Source organism: Clostridium muellerianum (assembly GCF_012926525.1).
Classification (GTDB): domain Bacteria; phylum Bacillota; class Clostridia; order Clostridiales; family Clostridiaceae; genus Clostridium_AM; species Clostridium_AM muellerianum.
In genome coordinates this window covers 65976-91112 of record NZ_JABBNI010000012.1, presented here as the reverse complement: position 1 = coordinate 91112, position 25137 = coordinate 65976, and the positions used below count along the sequence as shown (strand labels likewise).

The 25137-nt window shown below is 30.1% G+C and carries 24 protein-coding genes; 7 read left to right on the top strand and 17 right to left on the bottom strand.

Annotated elements, in window-relative coordinates; translation table 11 throughout:
* Positions 1-11: 11 nt before the first annotated feature.
* From HBE96_RS06625 to HBE96_RS06560, 14 genes are all read right to left on the bottom strand, one after another.
* Entirely contained in the window at positions 12-1133 is a 1122-nt protein-coding gene (locus HBE96_RS06625) for a hypothetical protein (RefSeq protein ID WP_169296971.1), read from the bottom strand.
* Entirely contained in the window at positions 1130-2944 is a 1815-nt protein-coding gene (locus tag HBE96_RS06620; RefSeq protein WP_169296970.1) for a hypothetical protein, read from the bottom strand. Before HBE96_RS06620 ends, HBE96_RS06625 begins: the two co-directional genes overlap by 4 nt.
* Positions 2945-2957: 13 nt before the next feature.
* Positions 2958-3287 carry a hypothetical protein gene (locus HBE96_RS06615; protein WP_169296969.1) on the bottom strand — a complete coding sequence of 110 codons (330 nt, stop codon included), beginning with the start codon at positions 3285-3287 and terminating at the stop codon, positions 2958-2960.
* Positions 3287-4375 carry an XkdQ/YqbQ family protein gene (locus HBE96_RS06610; protein WP_169296968.1) on the bottom strand — a complete coding sequence of 363 codons (1089 nt, stop codon included), beginning with the start codon at positions 4373-4375 and terminating at the stop codon, positions 3287-3289. The genes HBE96_RS06615 and HBE96_RS06610 overlap by 1 nt, the downstream gene beginning before the upstream one ends.
* Positions 4365-4802, bottom strand: coding sequence for a hypothetical protein (locus HBE96_RS06605; protein WP_169296967.1), 438 nt, complete (start codon positions 4800-4802; stop codon positions 4365-4367). The genes HBE96_RS06610 and HBE96_RS06605 overlap by 11 nt, the downstream gene beginning before the upstream one ends.
* Before the next feature lie 12 nt (positions 4803-4814).
* Positions 4815-7484, bottom strand: a complete 2670-nt coding sequence (locus HBE96_RS06600) for a phage tail tape measure protein (protein WP_169296966.1) — start codon at positions 7482-7484, stop codon at positions 4815-4817.
* Between the two features lie 40 nt (positions 7485-7524).
* Entirely contained in the window at positions 7525-7746 is a 222-nt protein-coding gene (locus HBE96_RS06595; protein ID WP_169296965.1) for a hypothetical protein, read from the bottom strand.
* Positions 7694-8149, bottom strand: coding sequence for a hypothetical protein (locus HBE96_RS06590; protein ID WP_169296964.1), 456 nt, complete (start codon positions 8147-8149; stop codon positions 7694-7696). Before HBE96_RS06590 ends, HBE96_RS06595 begins: the two co-directional genes overlap by 53 nt.
* A 37-nt stretch (positions 8150-8186) precedes the next feature.
* On the bottom strand, positions 8187-9086 hold the full coding sequence (locus HBE96_RS06585; protein ID WP_169296963.1) for an Ig-like domain-containing protein: 900 nt from the start codon (positions 9084-9086) through the stop codon (positions 8187-8189).
* A 201-nt stretch (positions 9087-9287) separates the two neighbouring features.
* Complete coding sequence (locus tag HBE96_RS06580; protein WP_169296962.1) at positions 9288-9560, bottom strand: hypothetical protein; 273 nt, start codon at positions 9558-9560, stop codon at positions 9288-9290.
* Between the two features lie 143 nt (positions 9561-9703).
* Entirely contained in the window at positions 9704-9880 is a 177-nt protein-coding gene (locus HBE96_RS06575) for a hypothetical protein (RefSeq protein WP_169296961.1), read from the bottom strand.
* 350 nt (positions 9881-10230) lie between these two features.
* Entirely contained in the window at positions 10231-10695 is a 465-nt protein-coding gene (locus HBE96_RS06570; protein ID WP_169296960.1) for a sigma-70 RNA polymerase sigma factor region 4 domain-containing protein, read from the bottom strand.
* A 164-nt stretch (positions 10696-10859) separates the two neighbouring features.
* Positions 10860-11726: a phage replisome organizer N-terminal domain-containing protein gene (locus HBE96_RS06565; protein WP_169296959.1), complete on the bottom strand. Its 867-nt coding sequence runs from the start codon at positions 11724-11726 to the stop codon at positions 10860-10862.
* A 183-nt stretch (positions 11727-11909) separates the two neighbouring features.
* The gene (locus HBE96_RS06560; RefSeq protein WP_169296958.1) at positions 11910-12113 is read right to left on the bottom strand and encodes a DUF739 domain-containing protein; all 204 of its coding nucleotides are present in this window, start codon (positions 12111-12113) and stop codon (positions 11910-11912) included.
* Between the two features lie 173 nt (positions 12114-12286).
* On the opposite strand from HBE96_RS06560, the gene HBE96_RS06555 reads away from it, so the two are divergent.
* From HBE96_RS06555 to HBE96_RS06545, 3 genes are all read left to right on the top strand, one after another.
* Entirely contained in the window at positions 12287-12613 is a 327-nt protein-coding gene (locus HBE96_RS06555; protein ID WP_169296957.1) for a helix-turn-helix domain-containing protein, read from the top strand.
* A 28-nt stretch (positions 12614-12641) separates the two neighbouring features.
* Complete coding sequence (locus HBE96_RS06550) at positions 12642-13103, top strand: ImmA/IrrE family metallo-endopeptidase (RefSeq protein WP_169296956.1); 462 nt, start codon at positions 12642-12644, stop codon at positions 13101-13103.
* Between the two features lie 478 nt (positions 13104-13581).
* The gene (locus HBE96_RS06545) at positions 13582-15558 is read left to right on the top strand and encodes a methyl-accepting chemotaxis protein (RefSeq protein ID WP_169296955.1); all 1977 of its coding nucleotides are present in this window, start codon (positions 13582-13584) and stop codon (positions 15556-15558) included.
* A gap of 341 nt (positions 15559-15899) precedes the next feature.
* Here the strand turns inward: HBE96_RS06545 and HBE96_RS06540 are convergent, their stop codons facing one another.
* From HBE96_RS06540 to HBE96_RS06530, 3 genes are all read right to left on the bottom strand, one after another.
* Positions 15900-16319 (bottom strand): hypothetical protein, encoded by a 420-nt coding sequence (locus tag HBE96_RS06540; RefSeq protein ID WP_169296954.1) that lies wholly within the window; start codon positions 16317-16319, stop codon positions 15900-15902.
* A 331-nt stretch (positions 16320-16650) separates the two neighbouring features.
* Positions 16651-17991 (bottom strand): DUF4179 domain-containing protein, encoded by a 1341-nt coding sequence (locus tag HBE96_RS06535; protein ID WP_169296953.1) that lies wholly within the window; start codon positions 17989-17991, stop codon positions 16651-16653.
* A 1-nt stretch (position 17992) separates the two neighbouring features.
* Positions 17993-18511, bottom strand: coding sequence for an RNA polymerase sigma factor (locus HBE96_RS06530; RefSeq protein WP_169296952.1), 519 nt, complete (start codon positions 18509-18511; stop codon positions 17993-17995).
* Between the two features lie 278 nt (positions 18512-18789).
* Here HBE96_RS06530 and HBE96_RS06525 point away from each other — a divergent pair, with 278 nt between their 5' ends.
* The 4 genes from HBE96_RS06525 to HBE96_RS06510 all read left to right on the top strand — a co-directional run bounded on the left by HBE96_RS06525 (position 18790) and on the right by HBE96_RS06510 (position 25035).
* On the top strand, positions 18790-19272 hold the full coding sequence (locus HBE96_RS06525; protein ID WP_169296951.1) for an NADH-quinone oxidoreductase subunit NuoE family protein: 483 nt from the start codon (positions 18790-18792) through the stop codon (positions 19270-19272).
* A 30-nt stretch (positions 19273-19302) separates the two neighbouring features.
* A complete protein-coding gene (locus HBE96_RS06520; RefSeq protein WP_169296950.1) occupies positions 19303-21183 on the top strand; it encodes an NADH-quinone oxidoreductase subunit NuoF in 1881 nt (626 codons plus the stop codon).
* 26 nt (positions 21184-21209) lie between these two features.
* Positions 21210-22952 (top strand): NADH-dependent [FeFe] hydrogenase, group A6, encoded by a 1743-nt coding sequence (locus HBE96_RS06515; protein ID WP_169296949.1) that lies wholly within the window; start codon positions 21210-21212, stop codon positions 22950-22952.
* Positions 22953-23187: 235 nt separating this feature from the next.
* Entirely contained in the window at positions 23188-25035 is a 1848-nt protein-coding gene (locus HBE96_RS06510; RefSeq protein WP_169296948.1) for a stage V sporulation protein D, read from the top strand.
* Positions 25036-25137 lie beyond the last annotated feature (102 nt).

The window sequence follows — 25137 nt, the reverse complement described above, 5'->3', positions numbered from 1 at the left end:
ATCACTCTCCTTTAATGTAAATCTAATGGTTTAAATATATTTGTATCTTCGTACACATTCTGCCAGTATGATTTACTTTCATCATTTACTGGTATAGTATAAACTTCTTTGTTTTTAAAAAATTTTTTAATTCTATCTTTTAAAAGTTGTGAATTAGGATGTTGTTCTAATGTCTGGTCAGTGCAGAATATATAGTTATCAAAGTCAATCATGTTATAATCAATAGCACTTTGTATGGTCATAATGTCATAAGCTCCTCCGCCAAATTGTGGTATATTAGCTATATCAGATATAAATTTAATAGCATTATCCTTACCTACAAAATCTTTTCTTCTAAAATCATAGGTGCCTTTTTTACATCCCCCTGTTCTATCTGCAGCAAAACATATTGTAACTTTGTCTGTATCCTCTAAATTAACAAGAAATTTAGTCATAAGAGTAGCCATTTGAGCTAAAATATTACTCATACTCCCAGATACATCTAAGAATAATGCTGTAGATCCTGCTGTTGGTGTGTCCTTACCTAATAATAAATATTCAATATCTAAATATAACTGCCTAGAATTTCCTGAATTATTGTGTACTGTAAAAACAACTTCATCATCAAGCCTTATTTTATAGTTTTTCTTACCAAAATAATTATAAAAAACACTAAAAGCCTTATGCTCTCCAAGTTCCTTAAAAGGTACTCTTATAAACAAAGGCTTTTCTCTTTTACTTACTATTTGCCCATCTTTATCCTTACTATAATGATTTACTTTTAAACTGTAAGCATCATTAGGCTTCCAACCCGTAGTTTCAATTTGTACATCAGTAAGAGCAATTGCTCCAGGAGATTTCCACACTACATCAAAGTCACCTTTTAATGGTGGAACATCTTCTCTTATACCATCTACATGTTGCTCACCAGAATATTTTTTATTTACAAGATCTTTTATTTTCTTAGAAAGATATTTAAAATATTCTTCTGGAAGAATATTTTCTATTTCTCTTAAAAGTTCCTCACTGTTTTTTAATATATTAAACTTTTCCTTAAGCTTGTTTATTAGTAAAGGATCTAGTTTTCCTTTAAATTCATCAACGAACTCATCTATATTAACCCAATATTTGGCTAAACCGTTATTATTTTTCATTGTCTATATGGCTTAAATCCTTTCACATACTTCTCCATAAAATTAAAACGTTTTGGATAAAATGTTTTTAAATAATTGGGATTAATACAATAACAAGAATGAGTTTCTGCAAAATCTTCATAAACTAAGGTAGATCCATAAAGACTTATAGGAGGTTCTTTATCTTCTTCAGTACAATCACATGACCATTTTGTAGGTTTCAGCTTTGGAATTATTTTCATATCTCCATACTGCCATCCTCCAATGTTTCTCCATTCGCTTAAATCAGAAAGCTTAACTCCATTTATTGTTCCATACTGAAAATCAATACCATGGCCAAGTTCATGTAAAAAAACTCTTACAGCCATAGTTTTTGCATCACCTACGGTATAAGAGCTTGTAACTTTTTTAGTTTGCCACTTATCTCCTGGAAAAAATCCATCTACAGCAATAATACTATCTCCAATTACTGGTTGTCCATCTTTATACAGCTTAAAAAACCAAGGATTTAAAACCTCATCATTACTAAAAGCAAATGTTGAAGGATCTAAAGCACTTGGTTCTATATTCATGTATGTTCTAAATGTACTCATATCTCCACTATTACCCAGATCTAAATCAAATGCTCCAACACTTTTATCAGGATTAACATCAGAAAAATCTATCCATTCTAATACCCTAAGTCTATCCACTGGAAGATAAGTTTTAAATTGATTGATATATTCTGTAGTTAATAAACTTTGACATGAAGGAAATATTAAGGTTATAGTTTGAAAAATATAAGTAAGATATATTTCTGTTTTTTCTACATTACTTAAAGCTTGCAAACCATATCCTCCACTTAAAACATCCTTGTTACATAACTGCATAAATGTATTATAATCATCTTGCCAATCAGTCAATACCAATCCATTTTTTCTTATATCTTGCTGCAACTGAAACAAATATCTATAAAAATTAGTTATTTTATCTATAATTGAATTCTCATAGGTATTTCCATCAGAAGATGAATTTTGCAAACCTTGCAATAAAGCATTTCTCCCCTGCCAAAAGTCATTTGGAATATGCTCTGCAGCCATAGTCCAATAATCCATATTCAAACTTAAAGGATCTACATAACTTGGATCTTTTGAATCTGTTACAACAAATCTTCTGAGATATTTAACAGAATCACTTGTTATTGTTGTAGAGTTTCCATCAGTAGTTCCTCCTGAACCTGAACTTATACTGCTAGTGCTTACATGGGGAACATCTAACACATGAAAATCAAACCATACTACTTTATTATTTTGGGAATCATTATGATAAACTATTTTAACCTTTGCTGCCTTAGATATTTTAAAAAATACATTCATATATTTGTGTTCGCCAAAACCTTTAGGATAAACAGATTTAAAAAGTTGCGTTTCACCTGAACCATCATTTATAAATAAATCAAAGTTATCTTTCAACCCATATAAACTTAAGGCACTTTGAAAGAAAGTTATTCCTGTTAAATACCCTTCTGTATTTAAAGAAAATTCAAATATACTTTCTTTAACTGCGCCTAAATCAAAACAAGCTCCTAAAATTTGTTCAGTTCCTGTGATTCCTAAATTAGCAGCAAAAGCATCTAACTTGGCACCTAAAGTATTTAAAGCATTGATTAAATCTTTATAATCAACACCTTGAATTTGATTTTTTATTTCACTAAGCAACTGCTCCATAGTAGCTGTATTAACTGCTACATTGCCTAAATTAACTACTATCCCATTCTTTAAATAATCAACTAATGCATCTGCTAATTCATCAAAATTTAAAACTAAGCTTGGGAGACTTCCAGAGTTCCCCATAATATCACTTCCTCTAAACCTCTGTTATGGTGTTTACTACATTATCAAATCTATTTATTTGTATAGTTTCTGTGCTTGAATCAGGGAATGTAGTTTTAACCTGATATATTTTACCAGTACCATCTCTAATTAATTTCTGGGACCACTGGTCTGCTCCAGTTGCATATATAATTTTAGTTACTTTCTTATTGCTATCTCTGATTAATTCTACTGGATACTGTATAAGTTCTCCATCCCATCCAGGTTCAATTGAAACCTTATTTCTAAGATTTCTTTTTCTAAGTTCTTGATTAAGAACATAAACTACAGGATCTCTAAAATTTTTAAAATCTTTTTTAGCCATTAACTATCCTCCTTTTCTACTCCTGAAGAAAGTAGAACAGGTATTTTATAAATAGTTCTTTTATCTCTCATACCTTGTAATTGTAAAGTATCCTGATAGTTATCTGCTGATATATCTGTATCAACACCAACAACTAAATAATATCCTGGTAATGTATCCTCTCTAAGCAATTTTACAACTTGACTTAAATCTATACTTTTATTTCCTAGTGCAGGTAAAGTGGTTAAAGGAGTACTATTTCGCCACATATCTAAAAATTTATATCCAGCTACAGCCCTTCTTTTGACTTGTGTATTAGCAAGTGAATTTTCTATAGTATCATACCACTTTTCACCATTAAGATAGTTAGTCATGCTTGGATCTTCGAATTTATCATAATTCTTATCACACTTTATTTTCAATATGTTCCTCATAAGTGAAGCATTTCTGCCTGCATTAGTAGATGATGTATTTTCACAATCACTGTATGTCCAATCAAAATGATTTACATCTCCAGCACCTTCTGTATAATCTGGATACTGTTCTTCTAATAAAACTTCTCCATTCTTAGTTGCTCTTAAATTTGCCTTCATTGTTTCAAGTAAACTCTGTATAACATCTAAATACACTGTACCTTCTTCTATTTTTAATTTACTTATACTATAATCAGTTCCACCTGTTCTTGTAAAAGCTAAACCGACTTTAGAAACTAAACTTTGTATAACGCCTACTGCTGTAGTATTTACAAATTCAATAACTTCATCAGTAGCATTTAAAAGCCTATAACTCATATCATGACAATTTAGCTCCATAATCTTGCTTTCTTCATCATAATTATAACTTTTTATTACTCCTGTAAATTCTACCTGTTCATCTACATATATTTTTATTAATGCAAAGTTATCAACTATTCCTTCATTACCTCCTTGATATTCTGCAAGTGGTAATCCTTGGAACTGTATTGATATATTAGCTTCTGAAGTTAAAGTACTTCTACTCTTATTTATTCTTACACTAGTTAAACTATTTTTTAATTTTATTGAATCTTCATCTTTTGTACTGTGACTTGAATATCCAGATTTTTTAAAAATCTCTACTCTACAATTCACTAGTATCACTCACCCATCCGCTTACATCATGATTGCATAACATTTCTGTTGATATATAATAAATATCTCCTTCAATTGTTGTATTCAAATCAAATTTACTTTGAAAATATCCTTTGTAAATCACGCCAAACTCATTAATTAACACAAATCTTTCAGAGAATCTTTTTATAAACTCTAAATATTTATTTGAATTTTCCTGTGTCTCTCTATCTGTTTCTCCTTTAATTTGAAATGCTACAGTAAATTCTAAAATACAATCACTTTTAACATTATGCTGGAATTTACTATATCCAGCTATCGTTCTAACTGATTTTCTAAAATAAGCAGGACGAGGTGGTTTATAATTAGTTATAACACCACCAGTATTAGCCCCATCACTATATTGTAGTTCCAAATTAAAAGTATCTAATCTTGTTATATCAACCAATTAAACCACCTCCTAATCTCTTAAAACATCATTCATAAATAAATCTGTCATTGCATTTTTTAGTGCATTTTGTGTCATAGATTTAACTTCTCCTGCAAGTTTTGCAGTGCCTTTTTCTCCTGTATCTGCTACTGTAACATACAAATTTATTTTAGGTTCAAAATTAAGCAATTTAGAATTATTTTTTATGTCCTTTAATCCTCTACTTGAAACTTCTCCATAAGTTTTACTTAGCATAACATTATCAAGTTGTGTAAAATTCTTCTTAACAGATACATTCTTAGCACTATCCATCATTTTATTTATGTGACTTTGTGATGTATTAACTCCAAGTTCTATAAAATCATTGGAATATAAATTTGTTTCCAATGCTTTTTTTAATCCATTTTTTAAACTTTCTCCTATAGATCTAACTTTATCTTCTGTTTTTTCTTCCATACTACTTATTCCATTTATAAGCCCTTGACCTATGAATTTACCATATTCAGCAAATACTCTAGAAGGGGAATTTATCCCCATTATATTCTTGAACATGTTCAATATTCCATTTCCAAATTTCTTCATCTTTTCCAATGCATTTGGGAATGCATTTTCAAACCCTTTTATAAGTCCTGAAACAATAGCACCGCCAATACCAAAAAATGCGCCTGGCATTCCATCAAAACCATCTTTTAATCCTTTTTTAAATCCTTCCCAAAAAGCTCCTGCTTTTTTCTTAAATCCACTCCAATTTTTAATAATAGTATAAACTATTAATCCCAGTCCAGCTATTGCAGCAACTGCTATTAATACAGGTGGATTAATAATGCCTGGTAATAAAGTAAAAATGCTAGCAAATTTCTTTACTACCCCTCCTGATTTTCCTAACTTTCCAGTCCCTGCTGATATTTTTGTAAAAGAATTCAAAATAGATTTTGTTGATTTATCTAAACCTAAACTTGCTTTAGAAAATGTACTATTTAATTGGTTAACACTCTTTCCTGTTCTTGAAAGACTTTTCGTTGTTAGATTTCCTGCTTTGTTTATCCCATTAAAATTTCTTGATAATTTACCTGCTGCCATATTTGCTTCCATTAAAGATTTTGTTAGTCTTTTAACTTCCATATTCACTTTTGAAAGAGCTGTCACTGTTTTTTTGCTTACTGAATTAATGTTAAGAAAAGCTTTTATCACATTTTTTGCTTCCTTAGCAAGTTTTGAAAAAGCATTATTAACATTTTCTCCTGCTTTGCTAACCCTTAAAAGTTGTCCTGCTGACTTATCAGCTACTTGCCCTATATTTTTAAATGAAGAACTTGGTACATTTAGTTTCTTAGCATTCTTTAAGGTTCTACTTTTGGGATTATCTGTTGATTTACTCACTGATGGAACCTTTCCTAATTTGCTAAAAGATTTTACTACTAAATTTGTTGAAGATATAATTTTGCCTAATGCTACTATTACTGGACCAAATGCAGCCACTGCCAATAATACATTAGCTATAACTGTCTGAACAGACTTAGGCAAACGTGTAAAAGCATTGGCCAATCCATTTATAACTCTAGTAATTAATTTAATTGATGGTACTAAAGCATCTCCTAATTTAATGCCAGCGCTATCAATTGAACTTTTCATAGAATCAATTGATCCCTTAAGACTACCCTTCATTGTATTAGCCATTTCTTTAGAAGCACCATCACAATTCTTAAGTTCCTTTGAGAAGCTCTTAAACTTATCAGGTCCTTGATCTACTAAAGCTAACATTCCAGACATAGTTTTTATACCTGTTCCAGCTTTTGTACCAAATAAAGTTTTAAATACATTGCTCTTTTGTTGCTCAGTTAATCCTGAAGTCTTTTCCTTTAATTGTTGAAGTACATCTCCTAATGGCAGCATTTTACCCTTAGCATCAAAAAAATTCATTCCTAACCTTTCCATTAGCTGTGAAGCTTCTTTGGTTGGATTTAACATACTAGTAAAAGCTTCTTTGAGAATATCTCCAGCTTCAGCCCCCTTAACACCAGTTTTTGATAAAATTCCTATTGCTGCAGTAGTATCTTCAAAAGAAATTCCTAAGGCATGAGCAACTGGTGCTACACTTTTCAAAGCTTCACCAGTATCTTTGATTCCTGACTTTGTATTCACAGATGCCTCAGCCAATACATCTGTAATATGATATGTTTTATCAGTTTCAATACCAAAATCTCTTAAAGCATTACTAGCCACATCTGATGCTGTAGCTACATCAACATTACCTGCAGCTGCAAGATTAAGAATATCAGGCATTGATTCTATAACTTGTTTAGTTGTAAAACCAGAAGAAGCTAGATTATTCATACCATCTGCAACATTTGAAGCACTAAAACATGTTTCACTTCCTAATTGAATAGCTTTATCTTTCAAATTTTCAAATTCATTACTTGTAGGTTTTAAGATTCTCTTTACTTTAGACATCTGTTCTTCAAAATTCATACTAGTTTTTACTGCTGATGTGCCTACATTAACTAAAGGTGAAGTTAATCCATCAATTGAAGTTCTTCCTGTAATTTGCATAACATCTCCCAAACTTTTAACTCTTACTCCTAATGAATTTGTAGAATCCGTGAACTCTTGCATTTTTTGTCCAGCACTATTTAATCCCTCTGTAAATTTTGAAGTATCTAATTTCATAAAATTAACTACAGAACTTGCATCAATTGCCAAATTATCACCTCCTTTTTAATTATAAAAAATAACACCCTAATTAGAGTGCTTTGTTATGTTTCATCATCCATTCTATTGTCCCATTATTAACTTTCTCATGTTTAGTAGCATATTCTTTTTTATCAATCCAGTTAGGAACTTTAGGCTTTTCTTGAGATAGTTCACATAAAATATACTCACATGCTTCATCTAAACAAAATGCATCATAATCATTGCTTATGTTTAAAATTTTGCTTGGTCTTATCTTGTAACTTTTGGCCATCGTTATCACTGAGAGTACTCTTTGTGATTGCACGAAAGGATTTTAAACCTTCTACCCCCTGTTGACTATATGCCCATAGTTCAAACCTTTGTGAGTCAGTTAATTCTAAACCTATTTCTTTAAGCTGTTCTATACTTGGCTCAACTAAAGTATTTTTACATATAATATCAATTATGCTTCCATATTCTTTTAAATCTATTTGCTGAATATTTTCCTGATAAAACAATTTTCTAGCTACTCCTAACAATTGATTAGGCACTTGTCCACTATTACATAAGCCTAAAATTGAAAGTCTTTTTACTCTTACATAAAAAGGATAAGTTCCAGAAAAAGGACTTAATTCTACTATTTCTGTAGACATATTTTTTAGATCTTCTAAACTTGTAATCTTTAATTCTTCCATCTAAATATTCTCCTCTCTATTTCACATTGCATATATTCTATATAGTTGTGAAATCAACTGATATTGGTATAGTATCTGCTGTTGAGCTACCTGCGCTTCTAATTGCTAAAGCTTGTGCTGTATAGGTTACTCCTGCAGCTATGGATGTTGGAACAAATGTAACTATTTTTTTAGTAGTATCTATAGTTACATTACCAGAAATCGCTGTTCCATCTGACTTTTTTGTAACCTTAAAGTTAGTTACAGTTGCATCTGCATCATTAATTGCATTTGTAAATGTCCATGTAACTTTACAATCTGATCCTACAGTTATACCTGGTTTTTTATCATTTGGTTCTATTGGTGTTGGTGGTGTTGGTACTGTAGGTGTCACTGGCTTTGGTGTTGACTCATCAGTAGGAAGTGAACTTACATAGCTAATGTATACAGGCTTCTCTCCTCTTTTAGGTCTACTATGACTTTCAAACTGTGGTACAAGAAATTTTCCATTTTGGAATTTAAAATCTACTGGCTTTCCTTTATTATGCTTGAAAGAAAATTTTACATATCTTAAAGTTGAACTATCATAATCCTTTTCTTCAGTGTATATATTCAATGTATAGGGATGTTTATTTACTACTTTACCAATTTCAGGTCCTTCATAACCTGTTCCTGTCATTACTCCTCCGTCTACAATGCTCATTAACTCAGTGGTAAATGTATTGTTCTTAAGTTTTGTATTGTACCCTATACAAATATCCTCTGTTCTATTCATAGCAATAATTCTATTTTTTACCCTTAAAATTTCTTCCTTTCCAGCTGATAAATCTGCCTTAGTATCTGCATCTTCGGCTGTATCAAACCTATATGCCTTTCCTGTTACCTCATCAATAATTTCTGCTAATACAATGTTTGCTATAGGCATACCATCTAATTGAGTTGATATTTCTTCTGCCATTTTATTACCTCCTTAATTTTTGAAATCTTTCTTTTATAAATATTCACACATATGCTAGTATTCTATTAACTACATATAAATACTATTTACTGTGAATTTATAAACTCTTGTAAGGTCATTACTTGTTCACCTCCTTATAAAAATTTAATTATGTTTAATGCTATTTTAGCTATGTGTGTGCTATTAAAATATTTTTATCATTTATGTCTCATACTTTTCTTTAAGCTGTTGTAATATTTCTTTATTTTCCCTAACTATTTCATCATATAGTTTTTTTAAATTATCTATTTTTTTAATGTTTTTTCTTACTCTTTTATCTACATAAAAACAAGTATAGTCTTTTTTACAGTATGGACAAGTAAAATAAACTTTCTGAACATTACTATTTATCCACTCTGTTTTTAATTTTTTTATTTTAAATCTCCTATTGCAACTATCACAACTTATCTCAGTACCTGTAAACTTATTTTTCATAAAAACCTCCAAAAACAAAATCATTTACTTTAAATAGTAAACCCTTAAATAGTAAATTGTTTTTTATAAATAAAAAAGAACTCTTTTTGCTCTTATACTTCCAAAAGAATTCTCTATTATTACTTTATATATATTCTTTTATCTTATTTCTGCCTTATAGCCCCTCTATGTCTATAATAACTATCATGCTTCATAAGTTCTATTATGTCATAAAAAGAAAGATGTTCTTTATCTCCCCTATTTTTCTTTTTGCTATTTTGCTGCTTTAATTGTTTATGTGTATTCATCTTGTGAAACTTTTCTATCTTTTCTACTTTCATACCTCTCACCTACTCCTAAACTTAAGTAAGCACCAGTTCTATTCACTAGTGCTTACTTAAAATAAAAAATATATAATAATAGGACTTATTATATTTTTTAAGTTTATCCTAAGGTATGTTTCCTTAAGACAGTTATTATATAATACGTATTAATTACTACATCGTTTGCAAGGTCTATTACTTATTAGTACATATTTTAAACCATTCTATGAATAAATCATATAAAAAAATCAATTGTTTTACTTCCTCTGTAAATATGCTTTTCTTTTACTATTTATAGTTTACTCCAACTCATCGAAACCTCTCTATATATTTTTACAGAATTTTTACAGAATTTTTTAATAAACTTTTCAAAACTCTTTATAAGGAAAAATAATTAGTATCATTTTTTTAATAGCTGCATTCTTTAAAGCCCTACATGTTACATCACAAAACCCCATTATTTCACCTATTTTCAGCCACCCAAGCTTTTTATTATTTCCAAAATATTTTAGCTCTATTACCTTTTTTTCATCATCACTTAAGCTTTCTAATGCATTGTCCACTTTTTCAACTTGAATCTCCTTACTTCGTTTTAATTTCATTAAAAATTTTAATTCTTTGCTTCTATATTCTACTTCATTTTCTACAGAACTATTAAATGCATTAGTCGGCCCCGTCTTTTCCCCATATACTATAGATCCACACCCTCTATAATCATTTTCCAATTCTTCTATATCCAATTCAAGATTTTTCACTTCATTTTTTAATGTAGTATAATTCCACAACATTCCTTCTACTTTTGAATATAAATCCTTTATTTCTTCGCTTATCATAATCGTCCTCCTTATATAATAAATATAAATCTTCTGTTTTTATAAAAAATATTACATTTCATATCTTTACTAATGTGGTTTAGGCATCTGAAAGAAAATAACAAGTGCAATATGCAACATATATTGCTTCTTTTATGCCATTATTGCTATATAAAAGTCATGCACTAATCTTTTAGACCTAAAAGCTTTTTTTCTAATTCATCAAATCCACCATATTCTTTTACATAATCTCTTTGCTGAAAATCATTAAATAAACTTTTTTTATTGTTATTAATTTCTTTTTTAACATTACTTTTAGGTTTGCCATATATAGACCAATGTTTAAGTATCTTTCCCATATAATTGGGAACAAACTTTCCTGTACTTAATATTGTTTCTTTCAAAGCTTCTTTACACCATTCAAATTTATAATCCCTTATAAAAATACTTAATTCTATTAAATGTGATGTTATACTTTCTCCACATTTTAATTCTGAATAGTATTTGCATAATTGTATAATCTTTTCATAAAAAAAATCAGAATTTATTTTTTCTTCATTTTCTTTATATTCATCTGTATCTTTATCTAATTTTATATTTGTATATTTCTCTATATCTATATCACTTCTTTGAATACTTTTATCATTATTATGAACATTATCGTCACAATGTGACGGTATTTCCTTAATCCCTTTATTTCTAAGCTTTCTCATTCTTGCTGCTGAATCGCTTTCCGAACCTATCATATTTTGAGTTTCAACTATAAACATAGTTCCATCATCCCATATTTCCATAAGCCCTAATTTTATAAATAAATCAGTAGCAATCCTTACAGTATCTACATTTGTCGCTGTAATACTTGACAACATTTCCGGTGTATATGGGATAATATTTCTAAACTTTAATTTTCCTTCATTTGAAATTGACTTAAGCAAAAGTTTTAAATAAAAAATTATATAATCCTTACCATTAGGACTGTTTTCAATAACCTTTATTTCTTCTCTTTCAAAAAAATTTTCCTTTAACTTTAGCCAATAATAGCGTTTAACCACATTATCACTTCCTTACTTAAATAAATAGCCTATTAATTGATCCAATGTCATTTCTCATTTTCCCTAAATGTATAATATGTAGCTTATTTAATAATGATATTAACTTTAACTAGTGAATAATCTAATCTTTAATCTCTTTACTTTCAATTTTCTCCAATTCATCACAAGTTGCATCTTAAGTAACTAAAAAGTCAAAAAAATACTCATTGGATCAGAAATCTTTAAAATTATTACTATTTTTTCAATCTCAACTTGTTTAAAATTCTCTGGTGATTTATTCAATCTAGTTGATAGTGTTTTTGTAGATACACCAATTTCCCTTGCTAATTTACCTATAGTATAATTGTTTAATACCATTTGGGCCTTTAGCAATTTTACATTAACCATACTTATCACCTCCAATCCTCAGTAACGTTTTTCGCAACTTAATATTAGCATGTACCATATTTCATGTCAATACATTTTACGTAACATTTCTTCTGTTATATGTGTTTTTTGTTGCGTATCAAGTAATTTATGATATAATATAAATAAATTAATTTTTATTAGGGGTATATGAAATGAATATGAATGAAAAAATTAAAAATAGACGCGAAGAATTAGGTTTTACTCTTCAAGAAGTTGGTGATTACTTAGGTGTTTCTAAAGCTACTGTACAAAGATATGAGAGTGGAGAAATAAAAAACCTTAAATTAGAATCAATAGAAAAACTAGCTACTATATTAAAGGTTTCACCTTCATATCTTATGGGATGGGAAGAAAGTGTAAAAGAACAATCTAATCAAATAGATACTATAGCTGCACATTTAGAAGGCAAAAATATAACACCTCAAAAAATGAAGTTATTAGAAAAATATATAGATGCTTTATTTGATGACGAAGACTAATTTTATGACATAAAGATGGGGGGATTATATGACTTACGATAAATTACTTATTGAATCTGAAAGCAATGGTTTAACTATTAAAGAAAAACCACTTTCATATGGCTTCAAAGGATTATATAAGAATAAAAAAATAATTATAAACCAAAAGATAAATACATCTTCTGAAAAAAGATGTATTTTAGCTGAAGAACTTGGACATCATTACACATCTTTTGGTAATATATTAGATCAATCAAATATAATCAATGTAAAACAAGAAAAACGTGCTAGAAACTGGGGATATGAAAAATTAGTAGGAATTATATCTTTAATAAACGCATTTGAAAGAGGGATTAAAGGAAGACATGACCTAGCTGAATATCTAAATGTAACAGAAAAATTTTTAGAAGATGCTCTTAAGCATTATAAAGAAAAGTATGGAATTTATTATGAAATAGATAATTATATAGTTTATTTTCAGCCAAGTCTAACAGTATTAAAGATTTTTTAATACCAAAATATGTTTAATTACATATAATAGTAACTATTCGGCCATGCTGAATAGCATTGCTGAATTTTAGATATGTCAAAATATGGCATCACAATAAGAAAATATCCCTTACTAAAAAGCTTAAGTTAATGTAGAATCAATAGGATTATCTGTAAAAGTAGATTCTAAGAGTTGACATTTGAATACAAAGTGATTAAAATTTTTAATAAGATTATAAATTTAGATTATTATGTCACTTTTTGCATTTTCTCTAGCTTCTATATTAATATAGTATTAATATTTCCATATTTAATTACATTAATATGCATACAAAATTCAACAATTTTAACTAAAACAAACTTAAATTATAAATCTATATTTCAAAATTATGCCTTAAGCTATTTTAAGTAATTACTTTTTTATATTAATAATTGAAGAATAGGAGATGTAATCGTATCAATTTTCGAAATATTCTATTTTTTATCGAGGAGGAACACATATGAAAAGCATTAAATCAAAGCTTATGGTAATTATTATTGCAATGATGATTTTATCCTTAGGAACCTTATCAGGTTTTAATTACTGGAAATCCAGCAATATACTTACAAACCAAACAGAGGAAACATTAAAACTAAAAACTGATGCTATTGGCAACGAAATTAGTCTATGGCTAGAAGCTCGTCAAAATGATATGGAGATGATTGCAAATACTAATGACTTAATATCAGAAAATCCCGAAATTATCCTTTCCTATATAACAAAAGAGGATAAAAGAATTGCGCTTTATGATGGAATATTTGTATCAGATATAAATGGAAATGGATATTCGTCACGAGGATGGAAAGGTTCTATTAAAGAAAGAGAATACTTTCAAAAGGTCATAAGTACTCAAAAAACTGTTTTTTCAGAAGTACTTTTAAATAAATCCACTGGAAAATTGTCTATTATAGTTGCCTCACCAATAAAAAAAGATGGAAAATTAATTGGAGTTATTGGTGGAAATATTCCATTTAATGTTATCAACAAAAAAGTTATATCAAATAAAGTTGGAAATACAGGCCAAAATTTTATTATTCAAAAAGATGGCTTTATTATTTCACATCCAAACACTAATTTGGTAATGAAACTAAATTTACTTCAAGACAAAACGATTTCTGAAGATTTTAAAAGCCTAGGTAAAAAAATGACCTCTGGACAATCTGGAATTGCACACTACAACTATAATAATATAGAAACGATAGCTTCATATGATCAGGTTCCAGGAACTGAATGGTCCATTGCTGTAAGTATTAATTCAATAGAATTGAGAAATCAACTAAATTCATTGACAGTTATTTTTCTTATAGTGACAATAATAACTCTTTTAATTAGTATTTTAATTTGTTATATAATTACATCAAGAGCAATAAAGCCTATTAACATTATACGTGAAGCATCAGATAAAATTGCAGATGGTGACCTAAGAATAGAAAGAATAAATATCACTTCTAATGATGAATTTGGAAATCTAGCTGATAGTTTTGAAAAAATGATTGAAAATATGAAAACATTAATCTGCAAAGTGCAAAATAGTGCCGAACAACTTGCTGCATCATCACAAGAGTTAACCGCCAGCTCAGACCAATCAGCACAAGCAGCAAACCAAGTAGTTGTATCTATAACAGATGTTGCTTATAGTGCAGAAGCTCAATTAGATACAGTAAATAAAGCAACCAATGTAGTAAAAAAAATGGCTGCCAACATAACTCAAGTAGCAAATAGTACAAACCTGGTAGCAAACAACTCCTTTAAAGCTGCTGAATCAGCTAAGGAAGGTGAAAAATCTATAGAAAAAGCTGTTACTCAAATGGCACATATTGAAGATACAGTTAATCACTCAGCTGAAGTAGTTGCTAAACTTGGTGAAAGATCTAAAGAAATTGGACAAATTTTGGATACTATATCAGATATCGCTGAGCAGACAAACTTATTAGCACTTAACGCTGCAATAGAAGCTGCAAGAGCAGGTGAGCAAGGTCGTGGATTTGCTGTTGTTGCAGAAGAAGTTAAAATTCTTGCAGAACAATCACAGGACGCTACAAATCAAATATCTGTATTAATAGGTGAAATTCAATCTGATACTGATAAAGCTGTTAAAGCTATGAATGAGGGTACCCATGAAGTTAAGATTGGTACAGTGGTAGTAAATGTTGCTGGACGTGTATTTAAAGAAATTGCCGATTTAGTAATGAAAGTATCGGAAGAAGTTAGAGGCATTTCCTCTGCTACTCAACAAATCACTGCTAATAGTGAAGATATTGTGTCAGCTGTTAAAGATATAGATGATCTAAGCAAAAAGACTGTAGAACAATCTCAAATGGTATCAGCTGCTACTGAAGAACAATCAGCTTCAGTACAGGAAATTTCTTCATCTAGTCAAGTTCTTTCTAAAATGGCTCAAGAACTTAATGAAGCTTTAAACAAATTTTTTGTTTAGTTAAAGCACATTGTATTCTGGTTTCGCATGCAAATAAGGCTTAATTGGAAAGTGAATCAAAAATAGCAATTTTAATTTTTATAAAAATAGGCGTGGACTTTGTCCACGCTTATATATCAATTTTTAAATATCAATCTTTCTTTAAAATTAATTTGTATCATATAAGAACATAAGCGTCCTCTGGAACGCCTTTTTTGCATCAACCCCACTTACAATTTTTTACTTGTAATATTTGCCTTGAGTCTGGTAATCATTTGTTTTCAACGCCTCACGGCATGGTTTTTTGTTGAAAAAAACAGAAAATTCCTATATAATAAAAAAGTGGCTACAATAGCCATTTTTCACTCTAAAAGCTCTTTTACATCCTTATAAATTAAAGCAGCAGATATACCACCGTAATATCTTATTATATTATCTACAACTGTAATAGGTGGCTCAAATCCTTTACTTATGGTCTCATATACCCTCTCATACTTTTCCTTTATATCAATTTTATCTAAATCTATAAATTCTAGCTCCACATTATCTTTAACATCACTGTCATTAATAAATTCCTTTAATTCTTGAAAAACTTCTCCTATATTTTTCGTTTTCTTATCTTCAGCAGTTTTTGTACACCCTCCTCCACTGCATCCTCCACAACTTTTACCTTCTCCGCTACCACAACCACTGCAAGAATTATTTTTATGACTGCAGCTGCAGCCTTGAGGAACTTCTTTATATTTTAAACCAAATATTTCAACTTTAATTTTATCATTCATTATTATATATCCTTTCATCTAGCTAACTTTTTACTATTATATCACTTTTATCTCATCACTACTATTGCTAGCACTCACTCTTTTATCAAAGTGAGAAACCAAGTGATTCTTAGACTCAGGTGGAATTTGCTTGTGAAGAATACTTCTTACCTGAGCAAGCTCGTTAAATGTCATTTAGACATTTAACCCATCTGAGTCTTAGAAAAACTTATCCATGCACGTTAAAGTAGATATCCCAAATCTTTGATTTGGTGATAGTCGCTTTCGCTGTGTGCGATGTACGTGTTGACAATGATATCGATCATATAAATACTGCTTATGAAAATCAATTTTATTTTAAGTTAATTTCAGTTAATTCCCTTATAGTTTCATCATAATTTCCAAAAACTAAAACACTTTTTCCATTCTTAACATCTTTTTTTAGTACAGAAACTTTATAATTATTGTTTCCAAGTTCATCTAATTTAATTGTACTATAAGCTTCACGATCATTTTCATTTTTTTCCTCATTATATAAAGATATTCCACCTGAAAAAACTCCATATTGCTGTATAGATAAAACTTTTGTTTGTAAAATAACTTCATAATAGTTATCTTTTTCTTGAATTTTAGTAACTTTCACTTCTTTATTTGATCCAATGGATATTGTTTTTGGAACTGTATCATTTAACTTTAAATAACTTCTATGCTTTATTTTATTTGGCGAAAAATATCCCATTTTCCTTTCTATTACTCTTATTTTTGATATTTTTTGTTCTTTATCTGCCTTAAAAAAACTTGTAACAATTTTATTCATTCCCTTTTTTGTAATTCCACCCATATCAACATCTTGCAGTTCATTGCCTTCATCATCTAATATTGAAAAATAATATTTATCCGGCTTATAATGGGTGTGTTCAACATTAAGTCTTACATAAGCTGAACTTTGGGTTAATGAAAGTATTTTAGCTCTATCCCACCCTACTGTTATATTTTTATTTATTTCTTTTATATTTAAATTTTTAGCAAGTTGATCCTTATCAATTCTAAGATTAAAATTCCAATTTCCATTACGTCCGTGTATTTGAGTAAAATTAATCTCCACATTAAACTTATCTGGAATATTTTTTTCTCCAACAATAGGATATATTTCTGTAACACGCACAGTATCATTATTTATCTTTTCTGGCATTATAGCTCCAGCTTCAAATGTTTTTCCATCTATACTTAATGTTTGTTTCTCATTAAAACAATCTTTTTCAGAAACTTCTATTCCTTTTTCTTCATAAATAATATATAAAGCTGCTCCGTCATAAGCTATTTCCTTTAATGTTACTGAAATATTATTATCCTTTATTGTTTGTTCTATATTTGTAGAATTATTCTGTATGTTTTTAAGATTATCAAAATGATTAAATTGTTTGTAATCCCTATTAAAAATAGAATTTTTACCAATAATTTTATTTATTACAGGAATTTCCTCTGCTAACGCTGGAAAAGCCGACCTAATCCCCAATGTTGATATTATAATTACAACAGCTGCCGCAATCACCTTTTTTATGTTATTTTTCTTCTTTCTATTATTTAAATTCATCAACACTTCATCAACACCTCGAGAAATTTTTCCCGGCACTTCTATATTTTCATTTTTATTAAGATATTCTTTTAACTTTAAATCAAATTCATTTTTCATATTAAATTATACTCCTTTCATCATCTTTTAATAATTCTTTAAGATAACTTCTTGCCCTAGATAACCTTGATTTCACTGTCCCTTCAGGTATTTTTAAACTCTCACCTATATCTTTTATACTCATATCTTCAAAATAGTACAACATTACAAGTATTTTTAGTTCATCCTCCAGCTTTTCTATAGCACTTTTCACTTCTATTTTTTCAGTAATATTATCTTCTTCACCTTCTGTAAAAACTTCTGAATAGGAAACAATCTTTTTTCTTTTAGCTATTAAGGAATTACACCTATTTATCAAGATTTTTATAAGCCATGTTTTAAAATATTGCTCTTTCTCTAATTTTTTTATATTTTCATAAGCCCTTAAAATTGTATCCTGTATACAATCTAAAGCATCATCATCATTTTTCACCATAGCTTTACTAACCCTATATAAATCTTTTTCATAAGCTTTTATTAGTTTTGAAAAAGCATTTCCGTCTCCTTTTTTTGCTTTCCTAATTAACATTATATATTCCATTACTTACCTCCATGTTTCAAGTAGTATACTATCCGAAAATTCACCTATTAGACTCACCATAATTTTAATTGGTTCTCTTTAATATAAAAATAATTTTTATTCGATTGCCTCCATCTTAACCTAACAGTTCCTTGATAATTAAAAATTATCAGTATGTTATCTATTTAAGAAGTTTAAATTTCAACATACATTATATAATAAAAATTCCTCATAATGCCCATACTATTTTGAGAATATAAAAAAGAAGGATGGTGAAAAACCTGCAGTGCAGGGAAATTATGGGTGTATGCAAATTAGATAATGAAAAACTAAAAGAACTCTCCTCCTATATAGATAATTTAGAAGAAAAGGAAGGTTCACTTATAAACGTGCTTCATGAAGCACAAGATATGTTTGGATATCTTCCTGAAGAATTGCAAATATTTATTGCTAATAAACTTGATATTAGTGCCGCTAAAGTATTTGGTGTAGTTACTTTCTACTCATACTTTACTATAGAACCTAGAGGCAAACATGTAATAAGTATATGTATGGGTACTGCTTGCTTTGTAAAAGGTGCAGAAAAAGTTTTAGAGGAATTTAGAAAGGAACTTAATATAAAAGACGGATTCTCCACAGAAGACGGACTATTTACTATAGATATTTTAAGATGTGTTGGCGCTTGCGGTCTTGCACCAGTAGTTGTAATTGATGGAATGGTTTACGGGAAAGTAAAGGTTGAAGATGTTAAAGGAATATTAAGTCAGTATGCTGAGAACTAAAATATTAAAATTTAATGTGGAGGGAAATATATGGATAAAGTAAAATCCTTTGAAGAACTAGCAACTTTAAAAGAAAAATATAAAGCTAAAATTGAAAATCGCATCACTGAAAATGCAAACAAAAATATAAAACGAAGCATACTTGTATGCGGTGGAACAGGATGTCATGCTTCTAAAAGTTTAGATGTAATTAACACACTTAAAAACGAAATTAAAAATGCAGGTCTGGAAAATGAAGTTGATGTTGTTTCCACAGGCTGTTTTGGATTTTGTGAAAAAGGCCCTATTGTTAAGGTTGTACCAGATAATGTTTTTTATGTTGAAGTCACTGCTGAAAAAACAAAACTGATTGTATATGAACACATTGCAAAAAATATAGTAGTTGATGAATTATTATATAACGAGCCAAATACAAAAAATAAAATATCAAAACAAACAGACATTCCATTTTATAAAAAACAAAAAAGAATTGCTCTTAGAAACTGTGGTCTTATAAACCCTGAAGATATTACTGAATACATAGCAATGAATGGTTATGAAGCCTTAGGAAAAGTTTTAACACAAATGACTCCTGACAGTGTTATTGATGAAATAAAAAAGAGCGGTTTAAGAGGCCGCGGAGGCGGAGGCTTTCCTACAGGTATAAAATGGGAAATGACAAAAAAATCTGAATCAGAAACAAAATTTATAATTTGTAATGCTGATGAAGGTGATCCTGGTGCCTTTATGGACAGAAGTATATTAGAAGGGGATCCAAACTCTGTACTTGAGGCTATGGCTATTGCAGGTTATTGTATAGGTGCAAATAAAGGTTATATTTACATTAGAGCTGAATATCCTCTTGCAATAAACAGACTACGGATTGCTATGAAACAGGCTTATGATTTAGGCTTGTTAGGTGACAATATTTTTGGCACTAATTTTTCCTTCCATATTGATTTAAAATATGGTGCTGGAGCTTTTATATGTGGTGAGGAAACTGCACTTATAAATTCCATAGAGGGTGGCCGTGGTGAGCCTACTGTAAAACCTCCTTTCCCATCTCAAATAGGTCTGTGGAAAAAACCTACCAATATAAATAATGTAGAAACTTTAGCAAACATTGCTCCTATTATATTAAGAGGTTCACAGTGGTTTAGTTCTATAGGAACTGAAAAGAGTAAAGGAACTAAAGTTTTTGCATTAGCAGGTAAAATTAACAATGTTGGTCTTGTTGAAGTACCTATGGGAATAACTTTAAGAGAAATAATATTTGACTTAGGTGGAGGCATTAGAGGTGGTAAAAAGTTCAAAGCCGTTCAAACTGGTGGACCTTCTGGAGGATGTATTCCAGCTGATCACTTAGATATTCCTATTGATTATGAAAGTCTTACCGAAATAGGCTCCATGATGGGTTCTGGTGGAATGATAGTAATGGATGAAGATGACTGTATGGTAAACATATCCAAATTCTATCTTCAATTTAGTGTGGATGAATCCTGCGGAAGATGTACTGCCTGTAGAATTGGAAACAAGAGACTTTTAGAAATCTTAGAAAACATCACTAGTGGAAAAGGCACTATGGAGGATCTTGAAGGGTTAAAAGATTTATCCTATGTAATAAAAGATTCTTCTCTATGTGGTCTTGGTCAAACATCACCTAACCCAATTATAAGTACAATGAAATTTTTCTGGGATGAGTATGTAGCTCATGTAAAAGATAAACGCTGTCCCGCTGGAGTTTGTACTGCACTTTTAAAATATAGCATAAATCCTGAAAAATGTATTGGATGTACAGCTTGTACAAGAGTATGTCCTACAGAGGCTATTTCCGGTACAGTTAAAAAGGCACATATAATAAATAAAGAAAAATGTATAAATTGTGGTGGCTGTAGTACTGCTTGTAAATTTTCTGCTATTACAAAGCAATAATAATTTTAAGAAAGGAGTTTATAAAAATGAAAATGGTAAATCTAACTATAAATGATATAAATGTATCAGTACCTGAAGGCACTACAATTTTAGATGCTGCGAAAAAAGTAAACATAAATATACCTACTCTTTGCTATCTTGACCTTCATGATATAAAAATGGTCAATAGAACTTCTTCCTGTAGAGTCTGCCTAGTTGAGGTTGAAGGAAGGCGTAATCTTGCACCTTCCTGTTCCACAGAAGTTTTTGAAGGCATGATCGTTAGAACCAATAGTTTCAGAGCTATAAAAGCAAGACGTACTATGGTTGAACTTTTATTATCGGATCATCCTACAGACTGCCTTGTATGCGAAAAAAACACTCAATGTCAGCTTCAATTAATTGCTGCTGAATTAGGTATAAGAAAAATAAGATATAAAGGTGCTATGTCTAATTACAAGAAGGATTCTTCTAGTGGTGCTCTATATAGAAATCTAGATAAATGCATAATGTGCAGAAGATGCGAAACTATGTGTAACGAAGTTCAAACCTGTCAGGTTTACTCTGCAGTAGATAGAGGCTTCGAAACTGTAGTATCCCCTGCTTTTGGTCGTCCTATGATTGACACACAATGTACATTCTGTGGTCAATGCGTATCTGTATGTCCGACTGCTGCATTAACTCAAGTTAGCAACGTAGCTAAAGTATGGGAAGTACTAGCTGATCCTGATAAATATGTAGTAGTTCAAACTGCCCCTGCTATAAGAGTTACTTTAGGTGAAAAATTTGGTATGGAACCTGGAACTATTGTAACTGGTAAAATGGTATCTGCTCTTAGAAGATTAGGATTTGATAAGGTATGTGATACAGATTTTGCAGCAGATGTAACTATTTTAGAAGAAGCTCATGAATTTATTGATAGACTTCAAAACGGAGGAAGACTTCCAATACTCACAAGCTGCTGCCCTAGCTGGGTTAAATTTATAGAGCATCAATTTCCTGATCTTTTAGATGTACCTTCAACCTGTAAGTCTCCACACATAATGTTTGGTACTTTAGCTAAAACATATATGGCAGAAAAATTAAATATTGATCCATCTAAAATTGTAGTAGTTTCAGTTATGCCATGTATTGCAAAAAAATATGAAATAAGTAGACCAGAACTAGAGCATGAAGGCCAAAAAAATGTTGATCTTGTAGTTACTACAAGAGAGCTTGCAGACATGATAATGGAAGCAGGAATAGACTTTAATAAACTTCCTGATGAAGATTTTGATAATCCTCTTGGAGAATCTACAGGTGCTTCTGTAATATTTGGAACTACTGGTGGAGTAATCGAAGCAGCTCTTAGAACTTCTTATGAATGGATTACAGGCGAAACTTTAAAAGAAGTAGAATTTCATAGTGTAAGAGGCCTTGATGGGCTTAAAGAAGCTAATATCAACATTAACGGTAAAGAAATAAATATTGGTGTAGCTCATGGTCTTGGTAATGCAAGAAAGCTTCTTGAAGAAATAGAATCTGGTGAATCAAAATACCATGCTATAGAAATAATGGCGTGTCCTGGAGGATGTATTGACGGCGGAGGTCAACCATATCACTTTGGAGATTTAGATATTGTAAAGAAAAGAATGGAAGCTATATATAGAGAGGATAGGAATAAAACCTTAAGAAAATCTCATGAAAATCCTGAAGTTCTAGCTTTATATAAAGATTTTATTGGAGAAGTTGGAGGCAAAAAAGCCCATGATCTTCTTCATACTCATTATACAAAGAGACAAAAGCTCTAATATATATGCTAGTTAAAGTTGTTTTTTTATTAAAATAACCTTAACTAGCTTTTTTCAATTTCTTTTCCAGCACACCTAAATTACTAACTAAAAATGGATACTATAATTTATCATTATATAATATATTGACAAAGAAATACTTATTTTTACTTCAATATTTTAAATTCTTAATATTTTTTAGCATTATTGTATGATTTTTTGTAAATTATATCTTATAATAGTTTTATAACATTAAATGATTGCTAAAAAGCCATCATATAAAAAGGAGGTAACCATTCTGGTACAAAAGAAAAAAAACAATTCATCCAAAAAATTATTTTTTATACTAGTTATGCTAATTTTCATATTTTTAGGTATTGTAGGAAGACTTTTTTACATAATGCGTGTTAAGTCTCCAAACTATAAATCCCTAGCTTTAAAACAATGGACAAACGATTTCGAAATTCCCGCTAGAAGAGGTAGAATATTAGATCGTAACGGTATGGAAATAGCTGTAAGCATGAATGCTTATAGAGTTGATCTTGATATGGTTACATTAAAAGATAGTTTACTAAATAAAAAGATGACTATGGATCAACTTGCTGCAAAGTTATCACCTATACTAAATATGCCCACTGATAAAATATCTGCTGTTTTTAATAGAACTACACCTACTGGAACTCCAATAAAGTTTGCTATTTTATCTAGAGGTATTGATAAACCACAGGTAGACAAAATCAATGAATTAAAAATTAAAGGTCTTATTATATCATCCGATTCCAAAAGGTATTATCCAAATAATAATTTCTTAGCTTCAGTACTTGGTTATGTAAACTTAGAAGGTAAAGGTGTTTCTGGTGTAGAACTAAACTATGATAAAGAACTATCTGGGATTCCTGGACGTACTACTTTTGAAGCAGATAGAAATAGTACTCAATTACCTTATGGTAACTCAGACTATAAAGCTCCTGTTAATGGCAAAGATATTGTTTTAACTATTGACGAAAACATTCAATCTATTGCTGAAAAAGCTGCTCAAAAGGCTTTAACTGATAATAAAGCTAAATCAGTTACTATAACTGTAATGGATCCTAAAACTGGCGAAATATTAGCTATGGTAAGTAAGCCAGACTTTGATCCAAACAATCCAGGTAAAGATTCAAAAGGAAATGCTGTGAAGTCAATTGATGATACTGTAAAAAATATTGCTGTACAAAGTGCTTTTGAACCTGGTTCTATATTTAAAGTAATTACTTCCTATGCAGCGATAAAAGAAAATGTAGCAAATGAGAACAGTACTTTTTATTGTAATGGTAGTTTAAAAGTAGATGGTCATACTATTAACTGCTGGGATTTAAATGGTCACGGTACAGAAACTTTTGGGGATATAATCAAAAATTCCTGTAATGTCGGATTCATGAAATTAGGACAGCAGTTGGGTAAAGGCCGTTTAGGTTACTATGTATCCTTATTCGGATTTGGTCAAAAAACTGGTATTGATTTGCCAGGAGAATCCATCGGAATAATTAAAAATCCTGACAAATTAAATAATGTTGATTTATCCAGCCTAGCTTTTGGACAAGGACTTTCTGTTACTGCAGTTCAATATTTATCTGCATTAAACTCTGTAGCAAATGGTGGTACCTGGATAAGGCCTCACATTATGAAACAAATAACTCATGCAGATGAAAATAATAACCCCGTCGTAGATAAAACTTTTAATAACTTTGGTAAAAAAGAAATCCTTGATGCTAACTCTGTTTCTACTTTAAAAGGCTATTTAGAAAAAGTTGTAAGCTTACCAACAGGGGTTGGACACAATGCTTTTATTGATGGCTATCACATCGCAGGTAAAACCGGAACTGCTCAAAAGGCAAACCCAAAAGGTGGCGGTTATGAAGCTGATAAATATTTTTCTTCCTTCGCTGGTATGGCACCTGTAGATGATCCTAAAATTACTTTATTAGTTTCGGTGGATGAGCCCGATCCATCAAATTACTATGCAGCTCAGGTATCAGCTCCAGTAGCTAAGGACCTTTTTAGTGAAATCTTTAACTACATGATAATGAAAGGTCAATTGTCTTTAAACAAGACAGGTAACTAGTATAATATATTAAAGGGACTATTTTATTTTGCAGAAAATGTGCAAAATAAAATAGTCCCTTTAAGTTTCAAAACTTTTAACCCGAATAACAACTTAGCAAAA